Source organism: Enterococcus sp. DIV1094 (assembly GCF_017316305.2).
GTDB lineage: Bacteria > Bacillota > Bacilli > Lactobacillales > Enterococcaceae > Enterococcus_B > Enterococcus_B mangumiae.
This window is the reverse complement of sequence record NZ_CP147250.1, coordinates 2,804,155-2,825,545: the sequence shown is the minus strand read 5'-3', so window position 1 is coordinate 2,825,545 and position 21,391 is coordinate 2,804,155. Positions and strand designations below refer to the sequence as shown.

Annotated in this window: 20 protein-coding genes and 1 riboswitch; of the genes, 11 read left to right on the top strand and 9 right to left on the bottom strand. The window is 39.1% G+C overall.

Translation table 11 applies throughout. The features are described 5' to 3' along the window. Nucleotides 1–41: 41 nt before the first annotated feature. From DOK79_RS13390 to DOK79_RS13375, 4 genes are all read left to right on the top strand, one after another. Nucleotides 42–656, top strand: a complete 615-nt coding sequence (locus DOK79_RS13390; protein ID WP_206855210.1) for a flavin reductase family protein — start codon at nucleotides 42–44, stop codon at nucleotides 654–656. A 164-nt stretch (nucleotides 657–820) separates the two neighbouring features. Continuing rightward, a riboswitch (M-box (ykoK) riboswitch) is annotated at nucleotides 821–987 on the top strand. 275 nt (nucleotides 988–1,262) lie between these two features. Further along, nucleotides 1,263–2,144, top strand: coding sequence for an LCP family protein (locus tag DOK79_RS13385; RefSeq protein ID WP_206855211.1), 882 nt, complete (start codon nucleotides 1,263–1,265; stop codon nucleotides 2,142–2,144). 256 nt (nucleotides 2,145–2,400) lie between these two features. Continuing rightward, nucleotides 2,401–4,434: a penicillin-binding transpeptidase domain-containing protein gene (locus DOK79_RS13380; RefSeq protein ID WP_206855214.1), complete on the top strand. Its 2,034-nt coding sequence runs from the start codon at nucleotides 2,401–2,403 to the stop codon at nucleotides 4,432–4,434. Nucleotides 4,435–4,535: 101 nt separating this feature from the next. Next, the gene (locus DOK79_RS13375; protein WP_206855216.1) at nucleotides 4,536–4,820 is read left to right on the top strand and encodes a hypothetical protein; all 285 of its coding nucleotides are present in this window, start codon (nucleotides 4,536–4,538) and stop codon (nucleotides 4,818–4,820) included. An 87-nt stretch (nucleotides 4,821–4,907) separates the two neighbouring features. Here DOK79_RS13375 and DOK79_RS13370 read toward each other — a convergent pair whose 3' ends face one another. The 4 genes from DOK79_RS13370 to DOK79_RS13355 all read right to left on the bottom strand — a co-directional run bounded on the left by DOK79_RS13370 (nucleotide 4,908) and on the right by DOK79_RS13355 (nucleotide 8,846). After that, nucleotides 4,908–6,059: a cation:proton antiporter gene (locus DOK79_RS13370; protein WP_206855217.1), complete on the bottom strand. Its 1,152-nt coding sequence runs from the start codon at nucleotides 6,057–6,059 to the stop codon at nucleotides 4,908–4,910. 180 nt (nucleotides 6,060–6,239) lie between these two features. Continuing rightward, nucleotides 6,240–6,767 (bottom strand): DUF308 domain-containing protein, encoded by a 528-nt coding sequence (locus DOK79_RS13365; RefSeq protein WP_206855219.1) that lies wholly within the window; start codon nucleotides 6,765–6,767, stop codon nucleotides 6,240–6,242. A 69-nt stretch (nucleotides 6,768–6,836) separates the two neighbouring features. Further along, nucleotides 6,837–7,187 (bottom strand): DUF2200 domain-containing protein, encoded by a 351-nt coding sequence (locus DOK79_RS13360; protein WP_206855221.1) that lies wholly within the window; start codon nucleotides 7,185–7,187, stop codon nucleotides 6,837–6,839. Between the two features lie 102 nt (nucleotides 7,188–7,289). Further along, nucleotides 7,290–8,846: a helix-turn-helix domain-containing protein gene (locus DOK79_RS13355; RefSeq protein WP_206855223.1), complete on the bottom strand. Its 1,557-nt coding sequence runs from the start codon at nucleotides 8,844–8,846 to the stop codon at nucleotides 7,290–7,292. A 129-nt stretch (nucleotides 8,847–8,975) separates the two neighbouring features. On the opposite strand from DOK79_RS13355, the gene DOK79_RS13350 reads away from it, so the two are divergent. Further along, nucleotides 8,976–10,244 carry an LPXTG cell wall anchor domain-containing protein gene (locus DOK79_RS13350; RefSeq protein ID WP_339092329.1) on the top strand — a complete coding sequence of 423 codons (1,269 nt, stop codon included), beginning with the start codon at nucleotides 8,976–8,978 and terminating at the stop codon, nucleotides 10,242–10,244. 128 nt (nucleotides 10,245–10,372) lie between these two features. On the opposite strand, the gene bsh is transcribed toward DOK79_RS13350, so the two are convergent. The 5 genes from bsh to DOK79_RS13325 all read right to left on the bottom strand — a co-directional run bounded on the left by bsh (nucleotide 10,373) and on the right by DOK79_RS13325 (nucleotide 13,899). After that, nucleotides 10,373–11,347, bottom strand: a complete 975-nt coding sequence (bsh, locus tag DOK79_RS13345) for a choloylglycine hydrolase (RefSeq protein ID WP_206854230.1) — start codon at nucleotides 11,345–11,347, stop codon at nucleotides 10,373–10,375. Between the two features lie 118 nt (nucleotides 11,348–11,465). Next, nucleotides 11,466–11,906, bottom strand: coding sequence for a MarR family winged helix-turn-helix transcriptional regulator (locus DOK79_RS13340; protein WP_206854220.1), 441 nt, complete (start codon nucleotides 11,904–11,906; stop codon nucleotides 11,466–11,468). A gap of 56 nt (nucleotides 11,907–11,962) precedes the next feature. After that, nucleotides 11,963–12,373 (bottom strand): organic hydroperoxide resistance protein, encoded by a 411-nt coding sequence (locus DOK79_RS13335; RefSeq protein ID WP_206854218.1) that lies wholly within the window; start codon nucleotides 12,371–12,373, stop codon nucleotides 11,963–11,965. Between the two features lie 160 nt (nucleotides 12,374–12,533). Further along, nucleotides 12,534–13,382: a YitT family protein gene (locus tag DOK79_RS13330; protein WP_206854216.1), complete on the bottom strand. Its 849-nt coding sequence runs from the start codon at nucleotides 13,380–13,382 to the stop codon at nucleotides 12,534–12,536. A 157-nt stretch (nucleotides 13,383–13,539) separates the two neighbouring features. Continuing rightward, the gene (locus tag DOK79_RS13325; RefSeq protein WP_206854214.1) at nucleotides 13,540–13,899 is read right to left on the bottom strand and encodes a PaaI family thioesterase; all 360 of its coding nucleotides are present in this window, start codon (nucleotides 13,897–13,899) and stop codon (nucleotides 13,540–13,542) included. A 122-nt stretch (nucleotides 13,900–14,021) separates the two neighbouring features. On the opposite strand from DOK79_RS13325, the gene menB reads away from it, so the two are divergent. The 6 genes from menB to menC are packed head-to-tail and all read left to right on the top strand — an operon-like array spanning nucleotide 14,022 to nucleotide 21,283. Next, nucleotides 14,022–14,837 (top strand): 1,4-dihydroxy-2-naphthoyl-CoA synthase, encoded by an 816-nt coding sequence (menB, locus tag DOK79_RS13320; RefSeq protein WP_206854212.1) that lies wholly within the window; start codon nucleotides 14,022–14,024, stop codon nucleotides 14,835–14,837. A 34-nt stretch (nucleotides 14,838–14,871) separates the two neighbouring features. Next, entirely contained in the window at nucleotides 14,872–16,296 is a 1,425-nt protein-coding gene (menE, locus tag DOK79_RS13315) for an o-succinylbenzoate--CoA ligase (protein ID WP_242543224.1), read from the top strand. Next, nucleotides 16,277–17,635, top strand: a complete 1,359-nt coding sequence (locus DOK79_RS13310; protein ID WP_242543223.1) for an isochorismate synthase — start codon at nucleotides 16,277–16,279, stop codon at nucleotides 17,633–17,635. The genes menE and DOK79_RS13310 overlap by 20 nt, the downstream gene beginning before the upstream one ends. Continuing rightward, entirely contained in the window at nucleotides 17,632–19,344 is a 1,713-nt protein-coding gene (menD, locus tag DOK79_RS13305) for a 2-succinyl-5-enolpyruvyl-6-hydroxy-3-cyclohexene-1-carboxylic-acid synthase (RefSeq protein WP_206854207.1), read from the top strand. Before DOK79_RS13310 ends, menD begins: the two co-directional genes overlap by 4 nt. Beyond that, on the top strand, nucleotides 19,344–20,174 hold the full coding sequence (menH, locus tag DOK79_RS13300) for a 2-succinyl-6-hydroxy-2,4-cyclohexadiene-1-carboxylate synthase (protein ID WP_206854205.1): 831 nt from the start codon (nucleotides 19,344–19,346) through the stop codon (nucleotides 20,172–20,174). Before menD ends, menH begins: the two co-directional genes overlap by 1 nt. Continuing rightward, nucleotides 20,171–21,283, top strand: coding sequence for an o-succinylbenzoate synthase (gene menC / locus DOK79_RS13295; RefSeq protein WP_206854240.1), 1,113 nt, complete (start codon nucleotides 20,171–20,173; stop codon nucleotides 21,281–21,283). The genes menH and menC overlap by 4 nt, the downstream gene beginning before the upstream one ends. Nucleotides 21,284–21,391: the final 108 nt, after the last annotated feature.

The window sequence follows — 21,391 nt, the reverse complement described above, 5'->3', positions numbered from 1 at the left end:
ATCATTAGGATGGATCATTCAACAAGAAAGTAGGAAAGCAAATGTTCAAACGAGTTCCTTCAGAGTTAACTGAAAGAGAAAACTATAAACTATTGATCGGTTCAGTAATTCCTCGACCGGTGGCTGTAGTAGCGACACGGTCGATCCAAGGAGTGACGAATATTGCGCCATTTAGTTACTTTAATATCGTCAGTTCCAATCCACCGATACTTTCCTTAGCCATTCAGCGAAAGAACGGAGAGTGGAAAGACACTGCTAGACATCTGATGCAAACGAAGGAAGCCGTGATCCATATTTTAGATGAGAATATTCTGGTAGATGCGAATCAAACAGCCGCTAGCTTATCCAGTGAGGAAAGTGAGTTGACGTTGACTTCGTTCACGATTTCCGAATTAGATACGATCGATGTTCCAAGGATCAATGAAGCTAGTATTGCCTTTGAGACCACACTTTATCAACACGTCCCGATCATGAAAGACCAAGAAATTACGGCTGATTTATTTTTATTACAGATAGCTGCTTATCAATTGAGTGAAACTGTCTATGATGAACAAACGGGCTATATCGATCCTACCAATTTACAGCCGATCAGTCGCTTAGCTGGAAATGACTATGGAAAACTTGGCGAGATCGTTTCGATGCTGCGCCCAAAATAATCACACGATGGAATGACTCTATTTCTAAAGATCAGTGGAAGTTAATTACTTATCATCTGTCCTTAAACTTTATTAAGTAAAGATTAATTTAGTTATTTTATTTTAGTTTTTATTGATTATCGATTCAAAGAGGAATAAGATGAGTTTTGTAAAAATCAAATAAGTACTAACCTTGTTAGGTGAGGCTCCTATACAAACATAGGCTATTGCCCAGAAACGTCGAAAGACGCCAATGGGTCAAACAGGAATTGTCGGATTAAGGCTTTTTCCAATAGCTAAGAATGCGTTCTTTACGTTGTATAGTGCTAAAACTCGGACGATGAGATGATGCCAGGTCAGAAATCTTGTTCGAAAAGGTTTCTGACCTTTTCTTAGTTTTCGCTTCTTTTTATGCTCGCTTCGCCTAACTTGTGTCTGGACGAGAAAGGGGAGTAATGGAACGAACTTTTTTTGATTTTATGAGAGAAATACACAAAAAAGGATCGACGAGTTGCAGCTCAATCGACCCAAAAGACATGAAAGAGAATACACTCTTTACTTGACTCATCATAAGGGACAATGTTCTATGTTGCAAGTAGAAGAGTTTGAAAGGAAGAGTCATTTAACATGAAACCATTTCAAAAAATCATCTTAAGTATCTTGCTCGTTCTTGCGATGGTCATCGGCTTTTTTTCTTTTGAATTTATCCAAGGTTTTTCATCAGTTAAGCAATCCGACACAGTGGACAAAGTCGATGCAAAAGATGTTCCGACGATCATCAATGTCGCATTGATTGGTTCTGATGCTCGATCAAAAGAAGAAAACGGGCGTTCAGATTCGTTGATGGTCGCTCAATATGATCAAAAGACAAAGCAAGCAAAATTGATTTCTATTATGAGGGATTCTTATGTACCTATACCGGGATATGGCATGAATAAAATCAATGCAGCCTATTCCTACGGTGGTATTGACTTATTGGACAAAACATTACAAGAGAATTTCAAGTTAGAAACGCCTTATTATGCCAGCATTACATTCCAAGATTTTATTGATTGTGTCGATGAATTATTTCCAGATGGCGTAACCATCGATGCGGAAAAAGATCTTGATTTAGATGGTGTAGATATCAAAAAGGGAGAACAAACAATGGACGGCAACACCTTACTTCAGTATGCGCGCTTTCGTGAAGACGAAGAAGGGGATTTTGGTCGCATCCGCAGACAGCAACAAGTCGTTGAAGCGGTAGCCAGTCAACTGAAAGATGTTACATCGATCATTAAACTACCAAAGGCAATCGGAAAACTTTTAGGCAGTATCCAGACAAATCTACCCGAAAGTGTCTTATTAGATTGTGGTTTGGATTTTCTAAACAATGACAAAAAAATCGATACGTTGTCAGTGCCAGTGGACAAAAGTTGGGATTTCAACGATAATACACCGGCAGGTAGCGTGTTAGAAATCGACTTAGCCAAAAATAAGCAAGCGATCAGTGAATTTTTGAATAAATAAGCCTTTGTTAAATCAGTGGTTATGAAGGAAATATTATTATCCAGAAATAAGTCGGAGACTCGGAAAATCAGAGATGATTCCGAATCTCCGGCTTATTTTGATAGGGTAGGGTGAACAGTGCGTACTTTTTTCGTTAAAAATTCATTAATATCATGACAGGAATCGTTAAGAATCATTTAGTTCATAACGCTACTTTTCCTGTCATATGTTAGAATATCTTTGATTCGAACTTTTTAATAAAGAGAGGTATTCAAACATGAAAAGGAGTGACAGACAAAAGAAAAAATCGACCGGTATCTATATTGGAGCGGGAATTGTCGTCTTGCTTGCAGCTGCTGGTGGTGGCTTCTTTTATTATCAACATGTCCAAGAACAACAAGCGGTAAAAGCTGGTGAGAAAACCATTGAAGGATTTATCGATTCACTGAACGATGAAAACTATGAAGAAGCGGTGAAATCACTTAAAGTTCAGGGGAATAATGATCTCACTGAACAAGATGTCTTAGAAAAATATCAAAATATCTATGGTGCAGCAGAAATCAGAGGCATCAAACTTTCAGATCTATCCGTGACAAAAAAAGAGAATGATACGTATGAATTTACGTATAAAGCAAAAATGAACACGACGCTGGGAGAGCTGAAAGACTTAGCTTATGAAGGTACATTGACAAAAGATGGCGACCAAACCAAAATCAACTGGCAACCGAATTTGATTTTCCCACAAATGGAAGGTCAAGATAAAGTCAGTTTGAGTACCGAAGTAGCGACGCGTGGTGAAATCTTAGACCGTAATAAACAACCTTTAGCTACTACTGGAAAATTGAAGCAATTAGGTGTTGTACCTGCAAAATTAGGTGAGGGTGAAGAAAAAACAAAAAATATCAAAGCAATCGCTGAAGGCTTTGATTTGACCGAAGACAGTATTGAACAGGCGATCTCTCAAGGATGGGTCCAACCGGATTACTTTGTGCCTTTAAAAATCATTGAAGGAGAAACACCAGAACTTCCAAGCGGAGCGACGATCCAAGAGGTTGACGGCCGTTATTATCCTCTAGGCGAAGCTGCTGCTCAGCTGATCGGTTACGTGGGCGATATTACAGCAGAAGACATCGAGAAGAATCCTGAGTTGAGCAGTACAGGAAAAATTGGTCGTTCAGGGCTAGAAATGGCTTATGACAAAGAATTAAGAGGAACAAATGGTGGGAAACTAAGTGTGACAGATGAAGAAGGAAATGAAAAAGCTGTCTTACTCCAACACGAAGTGAAAAATGGCCAGGATATCCAATTGACGATCGATGCTAACGCACAAAAAACAGCGTTTGACAGTTTAGAAGGTAAGCCGGGTTCTACTGTAGCGACAGCACCAAAAACTGGCGATTTATTAGCCCTTGTCAGTTCGCCAAGTTATGATCCGAATAAAATGACGAACGGCATCTCTCAAGCCGATTACAAAGCGTATGAAGAGGATCCGAATCGTCCGTTTATTAGTCGCTTTGCTACAGGATATGCGCCAGGTTCAACATTCAAAATGATCACCGCAGCGATTGGCTTAGATAACGGAACCTTGAATCCAGATGAAGTCTTGACGATCAATGGTTTAAAGTGGCAAAAAGACAGCTCTTGGGGTTCTTACCAAGTGACGCGTGTCAGCGACGTCCCTCAAGTGAACTTGAAAAATGCGTTAGTTTATTCTGATAATATCTATATGGCACAAGAAACATTGAAAATGGGAGAGGAAGCCTTTAGAAAAGGACTCGGTCAATTCATTTTTGGTGAAGATCTGGACTTACCGATCCAAATGAATCCTGCCCAAATCTCGAATGAAGATTCATTCAATTCAGAGATTTTATTAGCTGATACTGGGTATGGACAAGGGCAATTGTTGATCAATCCGATCCAACAAGCAGCGATGTATAGTGTTTTTGCGAATAATGGCAATTTGATTTATCCACGTCTAGTTATGGATCAGGAAACAAAAGATAAGAAAAATGTCATCAGTGAATCCAGCGTCCAAACGATCTTGCCAGATTTAGTCGATGTCGTGCAAGACCCGAATGGAACCGCACACTCTCTAGCTGCATTAGGCATTCCGCTTGCTGCAAAAACTGGGACAGCCGAAATCAAAGAAAAACAAGATGAAAAAGGACAAGAAAACAGCTTCTTGTATGCAATCAATCCTGAAACGAACGGCTATTTAGTGATCAGCATGTTAGAAAACAAAGAAGATGGCGATTCTGCGACTAATCGAGCGCCTGCGCTATTGCAGTATTTGAATCAAAACTATCAATAAATTAAGTATCTGAAATCGGATACAAAAACATTGGTTATTTTCTTCTGCTAGTGATACACTGGTGATGTAAGCTAGTGTAAATAACAAGAGGAGGAGATCAGATGACTGATGGGCCAAAAGCAGTAATAGCCGAAATGGCTGGAAGTATGTTGAAAATCCAATTTGATAATAGAGAAACGAGATATTTAAAATCACACTTAGCAAAAGAACATGCAGAAGCTTTTTCGATGAAAAAGGATAAAAAGAAGAATATCCTATTAGCTTCACAAACTACTTGGATTGGGTCGACGATCACGATCCAACCAGACGGTACACTGGTGTTGAATGAAAATGATGTTTACTCGCCAGAAGAATGTTGGAACGAAAGTAAAGCACATCTGAATTGAGAAAGAAACCCTTCCGTTGGATTCAAAATCATCGAATCCAGCAGAAGGGCTTTTTTGATTTACGCAAGAAAAGTAGGTGTGGATCACTCAATTAGGATACACTTTTCTAGTAAAATATTTCAAGATAAGCGGTGAAATCAATGTACTCAATAAAATCACAATGACTAGAGGTGAATAGTATTTGGCTTCGATCAATTGGCTCTGTTGACCAATCTGTAAAATGATCAACGCCATTTCACCACGAGAGATCATACCAGCTCCAACCATAAATGAACTATTCGTCGAAAAGCCGGCTACTTTTGCACCTAGATACCCGCCACCAAGTTTTGTTAAGACAGCGACAACGGTTAGAATCAAGATGAAGATCAGTTGTTCGCCGAAGTTTGAAAAATCGACTTCTAGTCCGACACTAACAAAGAATACGGGGATAAAGACTGCATAACCTAATGCTTCAACATTGTGATACACTTCTTCCTTCACTGTTGTTTGGCTGACAGCGATCCCTGCAAAAAAGGCACCGATAACAGAACTTAAGCCAATTAAATCAGCAATATAGGACATACCTAAACATAATACTAATGAAACGATGATAATCGCAGAGTTCGCATAGATTTTTTCAGCGAATGACATTAAAAACGGAGCGATCCATTTAACTAACAAGAAAATAAAAATAAAGTAGATGAGTTGTTCAAACAAGACCAGAGGTATAGGGAGGGTACTCCCAGATTCTCCTGTTAGAAAAGATAAACTGAAACTTAATACTAGAACGACGAGAATATCATCTACGACTGAGGCGCCTAAAATCGTTGAGCCTTCTTTAGTATTGACGACATGGAGTTCTTTGAGAACCTCGACGGAGATGCTCACGGAGGTTGCTGCTAAAATGATCCCAAAGAAAATCGCTTCGTTCATTGAAACTTGAAACATTTCGCCAGTTAACCAGCCAAACAAAACAGGAAACAAAATCCCTAATAATGCTACGAACATCCCTGGACGAAAGTATTTTTTCAATAGTGAAAGATCACTTTCCAGCCCTGCTAAAAACATCAATAAAATGACACCGATCTCAGAAAAATCATGTACGAGGATATTCGGGTGGACCCATCCGAGACCAGCGCCTCCGAGCAACACACCCACAAGCAATTGACCAATCACGGCAGGGATACCAAATCTTCGAGAAAGGTGAGAGCCGAGGGTTGTTGCTATCAAAATCAGACATAGAATACCTATGAATTCCATTCTTTTCATCCTTTCTTTCTCAAAAAGAATTTATTTGAATTATCGTCAAATGACTTCATTAAAAGAATAACATAAAATGCGTTATTTTTGTTCTTTTACCAATTGTTTGTCACACAAAGGAATAGAGCAAAAGCAAAAAGGTTGAGCGAAAATTCGCCCAACCTTGATCTTTAATAGCTATCAATCGATATACATTTTTCTAACTTTTGAATAGTTGATGATTTCAGAGATACCCATGAATATCAAGATACCGCCGAAAATTTGAAAGAGAACCATCAAACTTTTGAATGGGTTGAAAAGCAAGATCAACCCACCGATCAATAAAACCACACTATATATAGACCAGCCTTTTGATTTTGTATTCAAACTGATAAACAATTGGAACGCACCATTTGCTAAGATCATCAAGCCTAATAGAATCGGCAAGATCGAAACAATGGCAGAAGCAAATAAGAACACGATCAATGCAAATACCAGAAAAGCAATTGCACTGAACAGTCCGAAGCCCCAAACTCCTGTTTTTTGTTTGTTTTTATAAGCTTCAAATAAATTGATCAGCCCCAGCAAAACAAAATAAGCAGTAATGAGATAGCCTACAAAATTAAAAACAGCAGTCGGGCTGATAACAATTGCGATGCCGGCAATAATATAAATGGCAGCTCGTAAAAAAGCATATCTTTGAAAATTTCTTCGAATAAGTTCAAACATTATTATAACCTCCTTTTTTTTATTTTAACGGTTATTGCGGTTTAAACCAACTAATAACTAATGATCCACTTATTTTCTTAGGATTTTTTCCATTTTCTTGCCTTTAGCTAACTCATCGATCAGTTTATCCAAATAACGAATTTCCTGCATTAAAGGCTCTTCGATCGTTTCTACTCGAACACCACAAATAACACCAGTGATTAATTTTCTTTCGGGATTTAATTTCGGCGCCTGTTCAAAGAAAGTTTTAAAATCATTTTCCGATTGGATTTGATCATCTAGTTCAGCTTGTTCATAACCAGTCAACCAATGAATAATCTGGTCAACTTCTTCTTTTGTCCGATTTTTTCTTTCCGCTTTTTTGATATAAAGAGGATAGACAGAGGAAAAAGACATAGTAAAAATACGATGTTCAGTCATAGTAATTCTCCTTTTTTCATTAGTATATAACGGATCGGTGGAAAAGAATATGTGTTAGCTTACTGAAACAAAAAAATAGATCCAGTGGTCACTAGCTAAAGACTATTCATCCATATCAATAAGTTTAGCTGGTAAATCTGCATAGTCACGTTCTTGTTTGATTTCAAAGATATATTCGGCTAACTGTGAAATCATTTTTTTCCAATCATTTGGGCGAACGATTCCGTTCAATAGGTAGATTTTTTTGATCTTCTCAGGTAAATGTTTCAGCGGACAATCACTAATAACGATGTCGCATTGCTCCATATAATAGCGCTGGATAGTGATTGCTTCTTTTGAAAATATTTGTTCGATCTTAACGATTAGATCTTTGCTGATGTAGAAATCTTTTGTGTGATTCACACCAATAACGATCGGCGGCTGCTTTTTGAATCGGTCATAGAAATGCAGTAATTCTTCGATGACCCAAGAAACATTCTCTCTTTCTAAGAACTCTGGGAGATAATGCCAATTTTCCTCTCGGAAGCGCTCATAAAAATCTGCTACGCTCGCTCTTAACTGTTGATAATTCGCTTGATCTTGGTAAAGCAAAAATGTCGGTAAAGGTGTATTTGGCTGCTCACTATCTAAAAAGGTATTATGCAGTTTATTGATCGTAAAAGAGAGTGCATATAGTCTTTTTTGTTTTTCATGAAGTTCTAAATGAAAGTACTGACTGAACGATTCGACTAGTCTTTTGGAATAAAGCAAATAAGGAAAATCAAGTTCAAGTAATCGTTGATAATGAGTCAAGCTTTGTTCTTCACTATCCAATTGAGAGATGGTTAAGCGAGCTAATAAATTGAGGAGGATTCGCTGTTCCCTACAAATAGGTAGATCAGGTTTTAAAATATCGACATCCGGCTGGATCAAAAGATCGATGTAAGTAAATTGACTCAATTCTTTTTGGACATTTTCTAAAGAAGTCATCGGGAAATTATCTTGACAGAGGTTTAGGAGAAGGTACAACTTATCCAAAACTCCGCCGTTCATGCCTTCTAACACCTCTTTTTTGAAATACATATAAAGTGTAGCGTTGATTTGTTCCGGTTCTTCCTGGTGGTAGGGAAGGGAAGTATTAGCAAAAATCGTCCAATAAACATCCAAAAAACAATATTGTATTTGAATCTCACTTCCAGTAATGATTTTTTTTCCTTTGCTCGAAAATTTGAAAGATATCCCATAAAGCGCTAAAAACTGATTGATTGCTTTCATTTTTGAATAAAGGTAGGAAGGGCTATAATTCGTCATTTGGCTGATCGTGACCATCGAGTTGACTTTATGGCGAAGTAATGCTGCGATAATTTGAAAATTGGTTGAGTCGAAACAGTACTTACCAAATAATTCATAGTAACAAGTAGCTGGATCAGCTTCCTCTAGAGAAATTTTGACAAACTTCTTATTTTTCACGATTTTGACATTTTGGATGTCCAATGCCTTAAAATCCTGTTCGAGTTCTTGAAGATATAATAGAAAATTTGAATCAGACATCCTGAAATAATCTGCAAGGTAATGAGTAGTAATAAAGAACTGATGCTCTGTTAAGAAAAGAAAAATCTCAAGTTTCGTTACATTTTTCTTCTTTAGTAGAAACTTTTTGATTGCTTCTTGTGTTTGCATTTGAATTCCTCCGATTGAAAATTTTACTGAAAATTTCTTGATTTTGCACAAAAAAACAGTAAATCTCTCGTATCAATCTATATTATCTTATGTTTAACATAATAATGATATCAAACAGGAGGAATTCTCATGAAATATTTAAGTCTTCTATTTGCTTCCGCTGTACTCACTAGTTTTGCAGTACCTGTAGAAGCTGCACAAGCAGAAGAGCAGCCAAGAAACGAAGTAGCTCAGCTCGCTTCACGATCAGGTTGGGCTAATGTCAATCAAATCAAATTTTTAGAAGAACATGCTTCAGCTAACTCTGGGATTATGAAAATCAGCTTAGGCGAAACAGTCACAGTGAAAGCTTTAGTGACCTATTCAGGAGACATTCAACCAATCTTACAATCCGTCGTCCAATTTGAAAACGTCGATCCAGCGTTGAAGATCGAACATGATCCAACGACACTCGTATTTAACAATAAAGTGGCTACTTTTACGTTTCACATCACGTTGACTCAACCAATCAATCGACCAGCGTTGTTTACTGTAAAAGTCGCAGATGGCCAACCTGGGGATCGCCAATTCTTAACACCATATAGTCAACGTCAAACAGTTGAACAAAAAGCAGGTGGCTCTGGGGGCGTCAGTGAACCCGATCCTATACCAGAGAACCCAGATGAAAACCCAGATGTAACACCAGAGAATCCAGACGAAAATCCAGATGTAACACCTGAGAACCCAGACGAAAACCCAGATGTGACACCAGAGAACCCAGATGAAAATCCAGATGTAACACCAGAAAACCCAGACGAAAATCCGGATGTAACACCAGAGAATCCAGATGAAAACCCAGATGTGACACCAGAGAACCCAGATGAGAATCCGGATGTAACACCAGAGAATCCAGACGAAAATCCAGATGTAACACCGGAGAATCCAGATGAAAACCCAGATGTAACACCAGAGAACCCAGACGAAAATCCTAGTATCAAACCAGAAAAACCAGAGGGGAATAGTGGCAATTATGAAGGGGAAGGGGAAGAGGATAAAAAAGAAGTCATTGAACCGCAACCCGATATTGATCATAAAAAGACACCAATCACAAAACCTGATAAAGTAGTAACAGATAATAAACTGGTGGATCAAATCAAAAAGCAACCAGTTTCATTGATTGAAACAAAACACATTTCAGTCGCTAAAGAAAACTCTGCTATTGTAAAAGAGAGCCAACCAAGCGTAAATGAAAATCGCACGTTGAAACAAGAGTCAAACCACATAATTCCTATGAAACAAGCTGTAGAATCAACGAAAGAACTACCTAAGACTAGTGAAAATAAAACTAGTTCAATGTGGATCTTAGGTCTTTTGATTTTAGGAATGAGTTTCTTTTCATTTAGAAAAATCAATGAGTAATTAGAGAACTCCAATTTCAAAAAATAGCGATCAAATCCGAAAATGCAAAATGGCATATTGGATTTGATCGCTTTTATTTTTCTAAAAAATACTTCTAGTATGACTTCTTTTCTTTAGAAGTGTACTTACTAATTGACATAGTGGATCTGCTCTTCTTCAATTAGTGGATAGGTTAGTAATTCTTTACTATCTAAATCTTCTTTTGTCATATCGACTGCATTTATCTGGCTATTTGAATAAGTGGTGTAGTAATAGATTCCTTTATCCATGTTACAGCAAGAAGAATAGATCGTATATTCAAATTGACCATTGCCGACATCACAAAGGCCTTTTTGTTGTTCAACAGATTTTAGGATATGGAAGAATTGACTCACACTTTCCTGTTCCGTACTTGCTTTAACCGAATTCAATTTTGTAAAAGCTACTTTGACAAAACGAGAGGCAGAAGATAGATCCCCAGGCAAACCTAAGCCACCCATCCCACGAGAATAGACCGACAAATCAAGTTGATCTGAGAAATGATTTTTAGGCGTAGTTGTCGACACGGATCGATAGTTATTCAAATTGAATAATTGATAATCAAAAGTCGGATTATTCGTCAATACACCAATCGGGTTATCATAGATCTTTAATCCTTCGGCAACGGATTCAATGACAATGGATTTTTCTTGATCTGCTAATAGCCAATGTAGGGGAGATAAAGGTAGTTCTTCACTAAAATTGATGTTGACTAAATTGATATCTGCTAGTAATGCACGAGCTTCTTCCACGTTTTTACATTGACTCAGTATCCAAGGAATAAATTCAAACGGGGAAATATTTGTCTTTTCAGGATCTTCATCAAAGAAATGAGCATTTCCAGGGAAATTTAAGCCAGCCATGCTCAAGCCTTTTTCATTTGTTGCATCATAATAGAGAGGGTAGTTGTCAACAACTGCTGCCATACCGATGATTGCATAATGCGATGTTTGTTTTGGGACTTTCCGATAAACAAAAGGGAAATTTCTGGGAGTGATCGTCACCTGTTCATTATAAGAAATCTCTAAATCCAAATTACGTCCAAAATAATGATCATTTGTTGTGTAAGTAATAGATGTACACATTATAATAACCTCCTTTGTTTAATTCTATATTAAGACGAATTAAGAAAAATTTCTAACAATACGATTATTCACCGTTATAAATATATAAACGAGCAGACAAAAAAACTCGGTAATTAGCTTACCGAGCATGTTGTTCTTTATTAAAGTTTTTTAGCATTTTTTTAGTCAAATAAAGTAGCATCGCTAATTCTTCTTCCTCTAAAGGTAAGAAATCAAGAATTTTTTCAGGGATGTCTTTTGCTTGATCTTGTAATGCTTGACCGGCGTCTGTCAAAGAAAGGATAGTCACCCGTTCATCGGAATCGTCTCTTTTACGATTGATATACTGCTTGCTAGCTAATTTCTTTACAACAGGCGTCAAAGTTCCTGAATCTAAACATAATATCTGTCCCAACTCTTTCATAGTGATTTGTTTTCTCTCCCATAAAACAAGTAGAACAAGATATTGTGTATACGTTAGATCCAGTGGCTTTAACAAAGGCGCATAGTAACGTGTAATTTCTTTAGAGGTGGCATATAAGGGAAAGCATAATTGATTTTTTAATAATAACTCCTCCAAAATAGACCACCTCCTAATGTGCTACTTCATAGCATACTTGTTTTTTCTAAAAAAATCTAGCCCTCAACAGCTGTTAAAGTGACTTCGATATTGCCAGCTGTCGCTTTTGAATAAGGACAAACTTTGTGTGCAGCTTCTAGCAATTCTTGAGTTTCTTCAAGTGATAGACCTTCCACAGAACCTTCGATCTCAACGCCTAAAACAAAGCTCATTTCGCTTTCTGCGTATAAAGATACTTGTGCACTGATCGTTGATGCACCTTCGATATTTTTTTGTGTTTTGATCAAGTCTAATGCGCTGTTGAAACAAGCACTAAAACCTGCAGCAAATAATTGTTCTGGATTTGTTGCATTTTCAACGCGTTTACCAGGAGCTGCAATATTTAACTCAAATGAGTTGTCTGGGCTGTGCACTTCCCCAGAACGTCCGCCAGTATTGATCATTTTTGTTGAGTACATTTTTTTCATTAAAAACACTCCTTGCTTTTTATATTTGATACAATTAGATTGTACACAATTTAATTGAAGGGAGCAACTAAGTTGTTTATAAAAAAAGCTATTTCTGGTTTTAACATTAAACCAGAAATAGCTTTTTAAAGAAGTATTCACATCTGTTTAGTTTCTAGCATCATTCAATCGGGTGATAAGTAAAGCCTCTACCCATAACTTCCGCTACACTGTTGACGATGACAAAAGCATTCGGATCGATCTCTTCGATCAATGGTTTGACTTTGGAGAACTCTTGGTCTGTCACTACCATCAATAAGATTTCTTTTGGCAATTGGCTATAGCCACCTTGCGCTTCGATAATCGTCAATGTCCGACCAATTTCACTGATCAGGCGTGTTTGGATCTCAGCTAGATGGTTCTCGCTGAAAATCATGATTGATTTTTGACGGTTCGTTCCGGTCTCAATATAGTTCATCACGATCGAAGTGATCACGATTGATAGAATCGCATAAAGGAATTCATCGAATCCGAAGACAAACAAGGTCAATGAAACAACTACGGCATCGGTCATCAAAAGTCCAATCGAGGGACTCAAGTTGAAATATTTTTTGAAGATAAGGGGAGGGATGGTGGTACCACCACTGGATGAGTTGTTTTTGTATAAAATGGCTACACCTAAAGCGAAGATCGCACTACCAAAAATGACAGATAATAAACGATCTGAAGTGATCATATACTCTGGAACGATCTCAACGATCGTGGGAAAGACGATACTACCAAATAAGACTTTGAAGAAAGGTTTTTTTCCTAAAAAAATCAATGCTAAGATCAGCATGATGACATTTAACACGAGGATGACGGTGGCACGATTAAATCCTAAAGCGAACTCAAGTAAGATCCCGAGACCGCTGACTCCACCAGCTGCGATATGATGTGGGCCTAAAAACATATTGATACTGATGGCTAAAATAGTTAATGCAAATACTATTTTGATATATGTCCAAATTATATTTCTACTTTTTTTCATTCATTCACTTCCTACTATTCATTTATTTCTAACTATCTTTATTATACCTTAATTTTGTGTAAAAGTTAACATGAATGAAAAAGAAAGTTAGCTAAACCTAACTTTATAAGGTTGTTATCTATTCTATAATCAATCATGCGAATAAAAATGGATAAATTTAGTTGACCATCAACGTGCATTGGCCAATGGCGATTTTTAAATCGTTATCCAAATAGACAGTTGCTCGCCAAAAATGCAGATTCTTCCCAATCTTTTCAGGATGTGCTACTACTCGTAACGTACCAGAAGAGGCTTTGTTCAAATGCTGGACATGAAGATCGACGCCAACAGCAAAATGGGGAGCTGATAAGTGTTGATTTGCCCCAATACTACAAGCCGTTTCGATCAACACTCCGCTGATTCCTCCATGCAAATAGCCAAAGGGTTGGTGATGCGTGTCAGCAATCGTCAAAGCCAGCTGGACTTTTTCTGGCGTGACAGATAATGTTTCAATTCCTAAGTGTTGTAATAGATCCATAGCGACTCTCCTAACTTGTTTTTTTTTAGTATAACAGAAATTCTAAATTTATTTTAAGATTTTCAAACGTTTTCTTTATTCTTGTGTATAATAAATTTAATGAATTTTAGGAGGAGATAGAGATGAGAGAATGGAAGACAATTAAGGAATATGATGAGATCCTATTTGAACAATATGGGAAAATCGCGAAGATAACGATCAACCGACCAGAAGTCCATAACGCTTTTACGCCGAAAACAGTTTTTGAAATGATCGAAGCTTTTACAATCAGCCGTGATCGCCAAGATATCGGAGTGATTATTTTAACAGGTGCAGGAGACAAAGCCTTCTGTTCAGGTGGTGACCAAAAGGTTCGAGGAAATGGTGGTTATGTTGGTGAAGACCAGATTCCGCGTTTAAATGTGTTAGATTTGCAACGGTTGATCCGTGTGATCCCTAAACCGGTGATCGCGATGGTCAAAGGTTGGTCGATCGGCGGTGGAAATGTCTTACAACTTGTGTGTGATCTCACAATTGCTGCTGAAAATGCGAAATTTGGTCAAACAGGCCCTAACGTTGGGAGCTTCGATGGTGGATATGGTTCTGGCTATTTAGCACGTGTTGTCGGTCATAAAAAAGCCAAAGAAGTTTGGTTCATGACGAAGCAATATAGTGCGGAAGAAGCGCTAGCGATGAATTGGATCAATACAGTCGTTCCAATCGAGCAAGTAGAAGACGTGACGATCGAATGGGCGGAAGAGATGTTGAAGAAAAGCCCATTAGCTTTACGAATGATCAAAGCAGCGATGAATGCCGATACAGATGGACTAGCTGGTATCCAGCAACTAGCTGGCGATGCAACGCTTTTATATTACACGATGGATGAAGCACAAGAAGGGCGCGACGCATTTAAAGAAAAAAGAGAACCTGATTTTGATCAATTCCCTAAATTCCCTTAATCGAAACCCAAAAAGCTGGTTGCAACAACAAGCAATGCTTCATCCTGATGCACCAGCTTGTCAGTGGAATGATGAATGTTGGACTTTTGGTGAGTTGTCATCAAAAGTCCAGAGTTATGCGGACTATTATCACCGAACATTACCTGAATCTAGCAAGCGAGTTGCCTTATACAGTGAGAATGACCTGACTGCTTATTTATCGATCTTAGCATTATGGGAGTTAGGAAAAGAGATCCAATTTGTCAACACACGCTTAACAGCAAATGAAATCAATGAACAGTTAGCAGATGCCGAGACTTCCATTCTGATTTCTGCCAAAAAAATCATGATCAACGAGCAAGTCACTATACACCCGTTTCCTGATTCTTCTGAATTACGCGAGTTGCTGTCAGAAGAGTGGTTTGATAATGGGTACCAAGAACAAGAGGTCGCTTCGATCATGTATACATCTGGCACGACAGGAAAACCAAAAGGCGTACCGCAAACATTTGCCAATCACTTTGCCAGTGCCCAAGCAACTTCATTAAGTTTAGGTGTTGAAGCGTCAGATAGCTGGGTTTGTTGTGTCCCACTCTATCATATCAGTGGTCTCTCTATTTTGTTACGCTCCCTCGTTTTAGCTATCCAAGTCATTTTACTACCGGGATTCGCTCCTCAGCAAGTGCATCAACTACTGATGAATGGAAAAGGTACCTATATTTCTTTAGTCACAAAAATGTTAAAAGATCTTGAACCATTGATTCCAGATCGTGGCTATTCTCCCTCATTTAAACACGTATTATTGGGGGGCGGACCAGGAGAAGAACGTGTGATCCATTCTTGTCTAAAAAAACAGGTACCTGTGATGCTTTCTTATGGAATGACGGAGACTTGCTCCCAGATCGTCGCGTTGCTTCCTGAAGCAGTCCTGACAAAAATAGGCTCTTCTGGCAAAGCTTTGTCTGGAGTATCGATCCATATCCAAAAGAATACAAAAACAGAGCAAATGGGTGAAATTTTAGTTAAAGGACCTTCAATCGTCCAATGTTACTTGAATCAAGTCAGCCCAGAGTCATGGACAGAAGATGGCTGGTTCCATACCGGTGATTGGGGATACCTCGATAAGGAAGGGTACCTTTACATTGTCAGCCGAATGAGTGAACGGATTATTTCGGGCGGAGAGAATATTTTTCCAGTCGAAATTGAGCGGGTACTTTTAGCTAGCGATAAAATTGCTGAAGCTATCGTTGTTGGTTGTCCTGATGACACATGGGGACAAACGCCCGTTGCATATGTCAAACTGCGGGAACCGCTAGTTGATGGTGAGCTTAATGATGCGTTGACCTCCTTAGCACGCTACAAACACCCGACTCAAATCTATTCTGTTTCTGAAATACCGAAAACAGCAACGGGTAAACCAATCAAACGTCTTTTTATGACAAAAGAAAGAGTGAAATATATTGAATATCAAATTAGATAGCTCAATGGATGATCAACTTTTAAAAAAATACCGCTATTTTACTTATAGCTATCAATTAGCAAATCAAACTTCAAAAAAACTTTTTCGTTTTCTACCTTCTGATGGCGAACGATTTTATTGGTCTACTCCGGACAGGGAATTTGAACTATTAGGAATGGGCGAGAATTTATTTGATCACACAAAGATCTATACACCAATGGCCATTCAAGATTTTTCTAAAGAGTTTTGCAAAAGTTTTTTAAACGTCTCTAAAAACGGAGCAACGCCTTTGTTGTTTGGCGGTTTTCCTTTTGACCAATCGAACCAAAAAGAAAACATCTGGGGAGAGCTTGAAAGAGGTCTGTTTATCCTCCCAAGTATTTTGCTTAGAAAAGTTAATTCTACCATCGAAGTAGTGTTGACCGTTGCATCAGATGGGGTATCTCGAGAGGAACTTTTAAAAGACTTTGAGAGTTTGGCAGAAATAATCAAGGGTTTATTTGATGATAAGAAACAAGAACCTGTTACTAATCAACTGACTTCAGCGGAAGAGTTAGATGTTTCGATTTTTTTGGAAAATGTCCAGAAAGCGAAGCAAAGTATAGGATTCAAAGAGACCTTACTGAAAAAAGTAGTGTTAGCTCGACAAATGAAGATTCAAGGTTCTTTTGGTTCAGTTCCTAATATTCTCCAAAACTTAACCGAACAACAACCGCATACGTATCTGTTTCTTGTAGCTTCTAATCAACATGCGTTTGTTGGGGCTACCCCTGAGCGTTTGATCCAAGCGACAGAAAAACAATTTAGGACCGCAGGGATTGCCGGTTCCGCGCCTAGAGGGTCGACGCCACAAAAAGATGATGAAATCGGCAAAGAACTTTTAAAAGACTTTAAAAATACACAAGAACATGGGATTGTTACCGACAGATTAGCGGGTCAATTAGCGGAGATCGTAACTGGGGAAGTGTCGGTCTCTTCACGCCAATTATTGAAAAATCGCGACATCCAACATTTGTCGATGACTTTTTCTGGGGATCGAAAAGAAGGTGTTTCATTGATTGATGCTGTCGAAATGATTCATCCTTCGCCAGCATTAGGTGGAGAACCTAAAGAATTAGCACTGGAATGGATCAAAGAACATGAGCATTTTGGCAGAGGACTTTATGGCGCACCAATTGGCTGGTTAGACCTGATCAATGATGTGGGTGAATTTGCTGTAGGAATCCGCTCGGGAATCTTAAATGAAACCGAAGGAATGTTGTATGCAGGGTGTGGCGTCGTCGCAGATTCTGACCCTGAGACTGAAAGACAGGAAACTTTGCTAAAATTCCAACCAATGCTTAGAGGGGTGAAGGGATGAATCAACAACAAGAAATGACTGCGTATTTATTGGCTTTCATCAAAGGGATGAAAGATGGTGGACTTAATCATGTGGTGATCAGTCCTGGCTCACGGTCGACACCACTTGCATTATTACTTCATAGAGACCCTGAGATCAAAACAATGGTCAACGTTGATGAGCGCTCCGCTGCGTTTTTTGCACTAGGCATGGCGAAAGCATTGAAGCAACCAGTCGGTGTTCTTTGTACCTCGGGAACTGCCGCTGCGAATTTCTTTCCAGCTGTTTGTGAAGCAAAAGCTACAAACGTTCCCTTGTTGTTGTTGACAGCGGATCGGCCACCAGAAGCCAGAGGTGTAGGGTCACCACAAACGATGGATCAACAAAAATTGTTTGGTTCGTATATCAAGAAGTTTATCGAAATGGCACTTCCTGAAGGTACTCCAGAAATGTTGCGGTATAGCCACTGGCACGGTGCAAATTGTGCGAGTGAAGCAATGCGGGTGCCGGCAGGACCTATCCAGATCAATTTTCCTTTTAGAGAACCTTTGTTGCCTGACTTGGCTTATTCCCTAGATGACTCTTTTCACACAAAACAAGCGATTGCTCAAACTGCATCAAAGCAAGCACCAGAGCTCGCCGATTGGCTATCAAAAAAAGGTTTGATGATCGTTGGTAAAGAGTTATCACCAGATGAAGCAAAAGAGTTAGTTTCTTTAGCGACGTATTTACAATGGCCGATCATAGGGGATCCATTGGCGAATCTCGCTGCTTGTCAGCAAGTGAGTGGTGCTTACATGCCACATGCGGACTTGATTTTTGCTGGCTCTGTTCCTGAAACACCCGAAGTCATTTGGCAATTTGGGAATTTACCAGTTGCTAAAAACGTGATGCTTTATTTAAAAAAATATCATCAAACAATCTCTGACTATGTCTTGATCGATGACGAGGAATGGCGCGATCCTTTACACTTAGGAACGAGTTTTATCCAACGCGATATTACTGGTTTTTGTAAACAGGTATTCGCTTCTGCGACTTCTGTGAACTTTTCTCCTGAGAATAACGAGTGGTTGGATAAGTGGAAAAAAGTCCGAGAAAACGCGAGTCAAGTTATTGCTGAAGAACTAGCCTTGGAACAGTGGAGCGAAAGTAATGCCAGCTGTCAGTTGTTTCAACTGATACATTCAGAAGAAGCCTTGTTTTTGTCTAATAGTAACGCCATTCGATTTGTCGATCGCTTTGCTTCACCTGTGGCAAAATCATTTTCAATCTATGGCAATCGAGGAATCAATGGGATCGATGGATTGATTTCAACAGCTGCGGGCATTGTTGCAGTAAAGAACAAGCGGATCTTTGTGTTGATCGGTGATCTAGCGTTGTTCCATGACATGAATGCCCTTGAACTCATTCGACGTTATCATTTACCAATCACTTTAGTTGTATTGAATAACAATGGGGGCGGAATCTTTTCGTTCCTTCCTCAAAACAAGTTGGAGGAAGCCGATTTTGAGCCATTGTTTGGCACACCGCTAAACTTGGAATTAGAAAAAGTCACAAGTTTATATAATGGCTATTACGAACAACCAACTTCTCCTGAAGAGTTTAAACAAGCGATTGAAGAAAGTCGCAAGCATATGGAGTGGACTTTGATCGAAATCAAAGGGGAACAGCAAGAGCCTGTCCAACTATGGGAGAAGGTCAAGCGTCGTTATCAGGAGGCACTGGACTGATGCCATTTAAAACTATTCGTGGAGCAACCTATCATTACCGTTGGTTGCACCAACCTGATCCAAAGAAACCAACGGTCGTTTGTTTGCATGGATTTACCGGAAGTACACAAACGTTTCTATTTGAGAATCCTACGTCGAATTACTTAGCGATCGATCTGATCGGACATGGAAAAACTGCAGTGTACCTTCACCCTTATCGCTATCAACTGTCAGCATTAGTGGAGGATCTGTCACTTCTTCTTGCGGAACTAGAAATCCCGTCATTTTATGTATTAGGTTACTCGATGGGCGCACGTGTCGCTCTTGCTTGGGCGATCGAGCGCCCACAAGGGATCAAAGGGTTGATTTTAGAAGGCGGAACTGCTGGTATTGCAGATGAGCAGCAACGACATCACCGTAAAATCGCTGATCGAAAGCTTGCTTTACGCCTATTGAAAGAACCTTTAGTTGAGTTTGTGAACTATTGGGAGAAACTCCCGCTCTTTGCTTCACAACAGGCATTATCACCTGAACAAAAAACGAAAGTAAGGAATGAACGCCTTGGTCAAAATAAATTTGGTTTAGCCATGAGTTTATATTCTATGGGGACAGGGGCTCAAAAAAACTATTGGCCAATGGTAACGACTATTGAATGTCCGGTATTGTACCTTGTTGGTCAAAAAGATACGAAGTTTCAAGAAATCGGTAAACAGCTAACAGCCACCAAAGAGACGTTTCACTACCAAATGCTTGCTGATTGTGGGCATTGTTGCCACATCGAGCAACCTTGCTTATTTGAAGCATCTGTAGTTGCTTGGATCAATGAGATCGAAAGGGGGCGCACATCATAAAAATCGTAAACATCCACCAATACTGTTTGAGATTACCCTTAGTCACGCCTTTTAAAACGAGCTATGGTCAGTTGGAAACAAAAGCTTTTGATTTGTTGATCTTGGAAGATGAATTAGGCAATCAGGGGATTGGTGAGTTAGTTTCTTTTGAACGAGCGGACTATATTGAAGAAACGATTGACATGAGTCGTTCGGTGATTCAAAACGAACTGATTCCTCGTTTATTTGATCTAGAATTTTCACATCCTGCGGAAATATGGTCTGCTTTTAAACACACTCAAGGGAATTTTATGGCAAAATCGGCGGTAGAAACGGCGGTTTGGGATCTCTATGCTCGTCGCTTGAATGTGCCACTGCAAAAGATTTTTTCAGCTGAGAGATCAAGCATTCCTGTTGGTGTGAGTATCGGCGTCCACGAGAATGTCGGTGATCTGCTGGCTACGGCAAAATCTTATGTTGAACAAGGGTATCAACGAATCAAGTTAAAAATTACTCCGGGGAATGATTTGGTTCCATTGCAAGCGTTGCGCAAGGAATATCCAGAGATCCAATTGATGGCAGATGCAAATTCTGCTTATACTTTGAGGGATTTGCCACTGTTCAAGCAAATGGATACGTTGGCGCTTGCGATGATCGAGCAACCGTTTCATCCCCGCGACTATGTCGATCATGCAATGCTTCAAAAGCAAATCAAGACAGCCGTTTGTCTTGATGAGAACATCCGAACATTGGAAGATGTTAGAACAGCTCACGCATTAGGAAGTTGTCGCGCAATCAATCTGAAGATTCCAAGGGTTGGTGGAATTACTGAAGCGTTAAAGATCGTCGAGTTTTGTCAGAAGAATGAGTTGCTGGTTTGGTTAGGCGGAATGTTTGAATCTGGAGTCGGTCGCGCACTCAATCTGCATTTTGCTAGTCAAGATTGTTTTACTTTTCCAGGAGATCTATCCGCCTTTGATCGTTATTTCCATGATGATATCGTTGAACCAAAGGCAACAATCAACAATGGCCAATTGGCAGTTCCTGATCAACCTGGGATTGGTGTAATCTGGCAGGAAGAACAGTTGCTAAACTATTCGTATGATAAGAAAACATATGTTAAAAAATAAAATCAAGAAGGTGAAGAACACCCGTTTACGAGGTGATGTTTCTTCATCTTCTTTTTTTAACCAAAAATCTTGTTACCGATAACATAAATGTAAGCGTTGTCTTTCGGT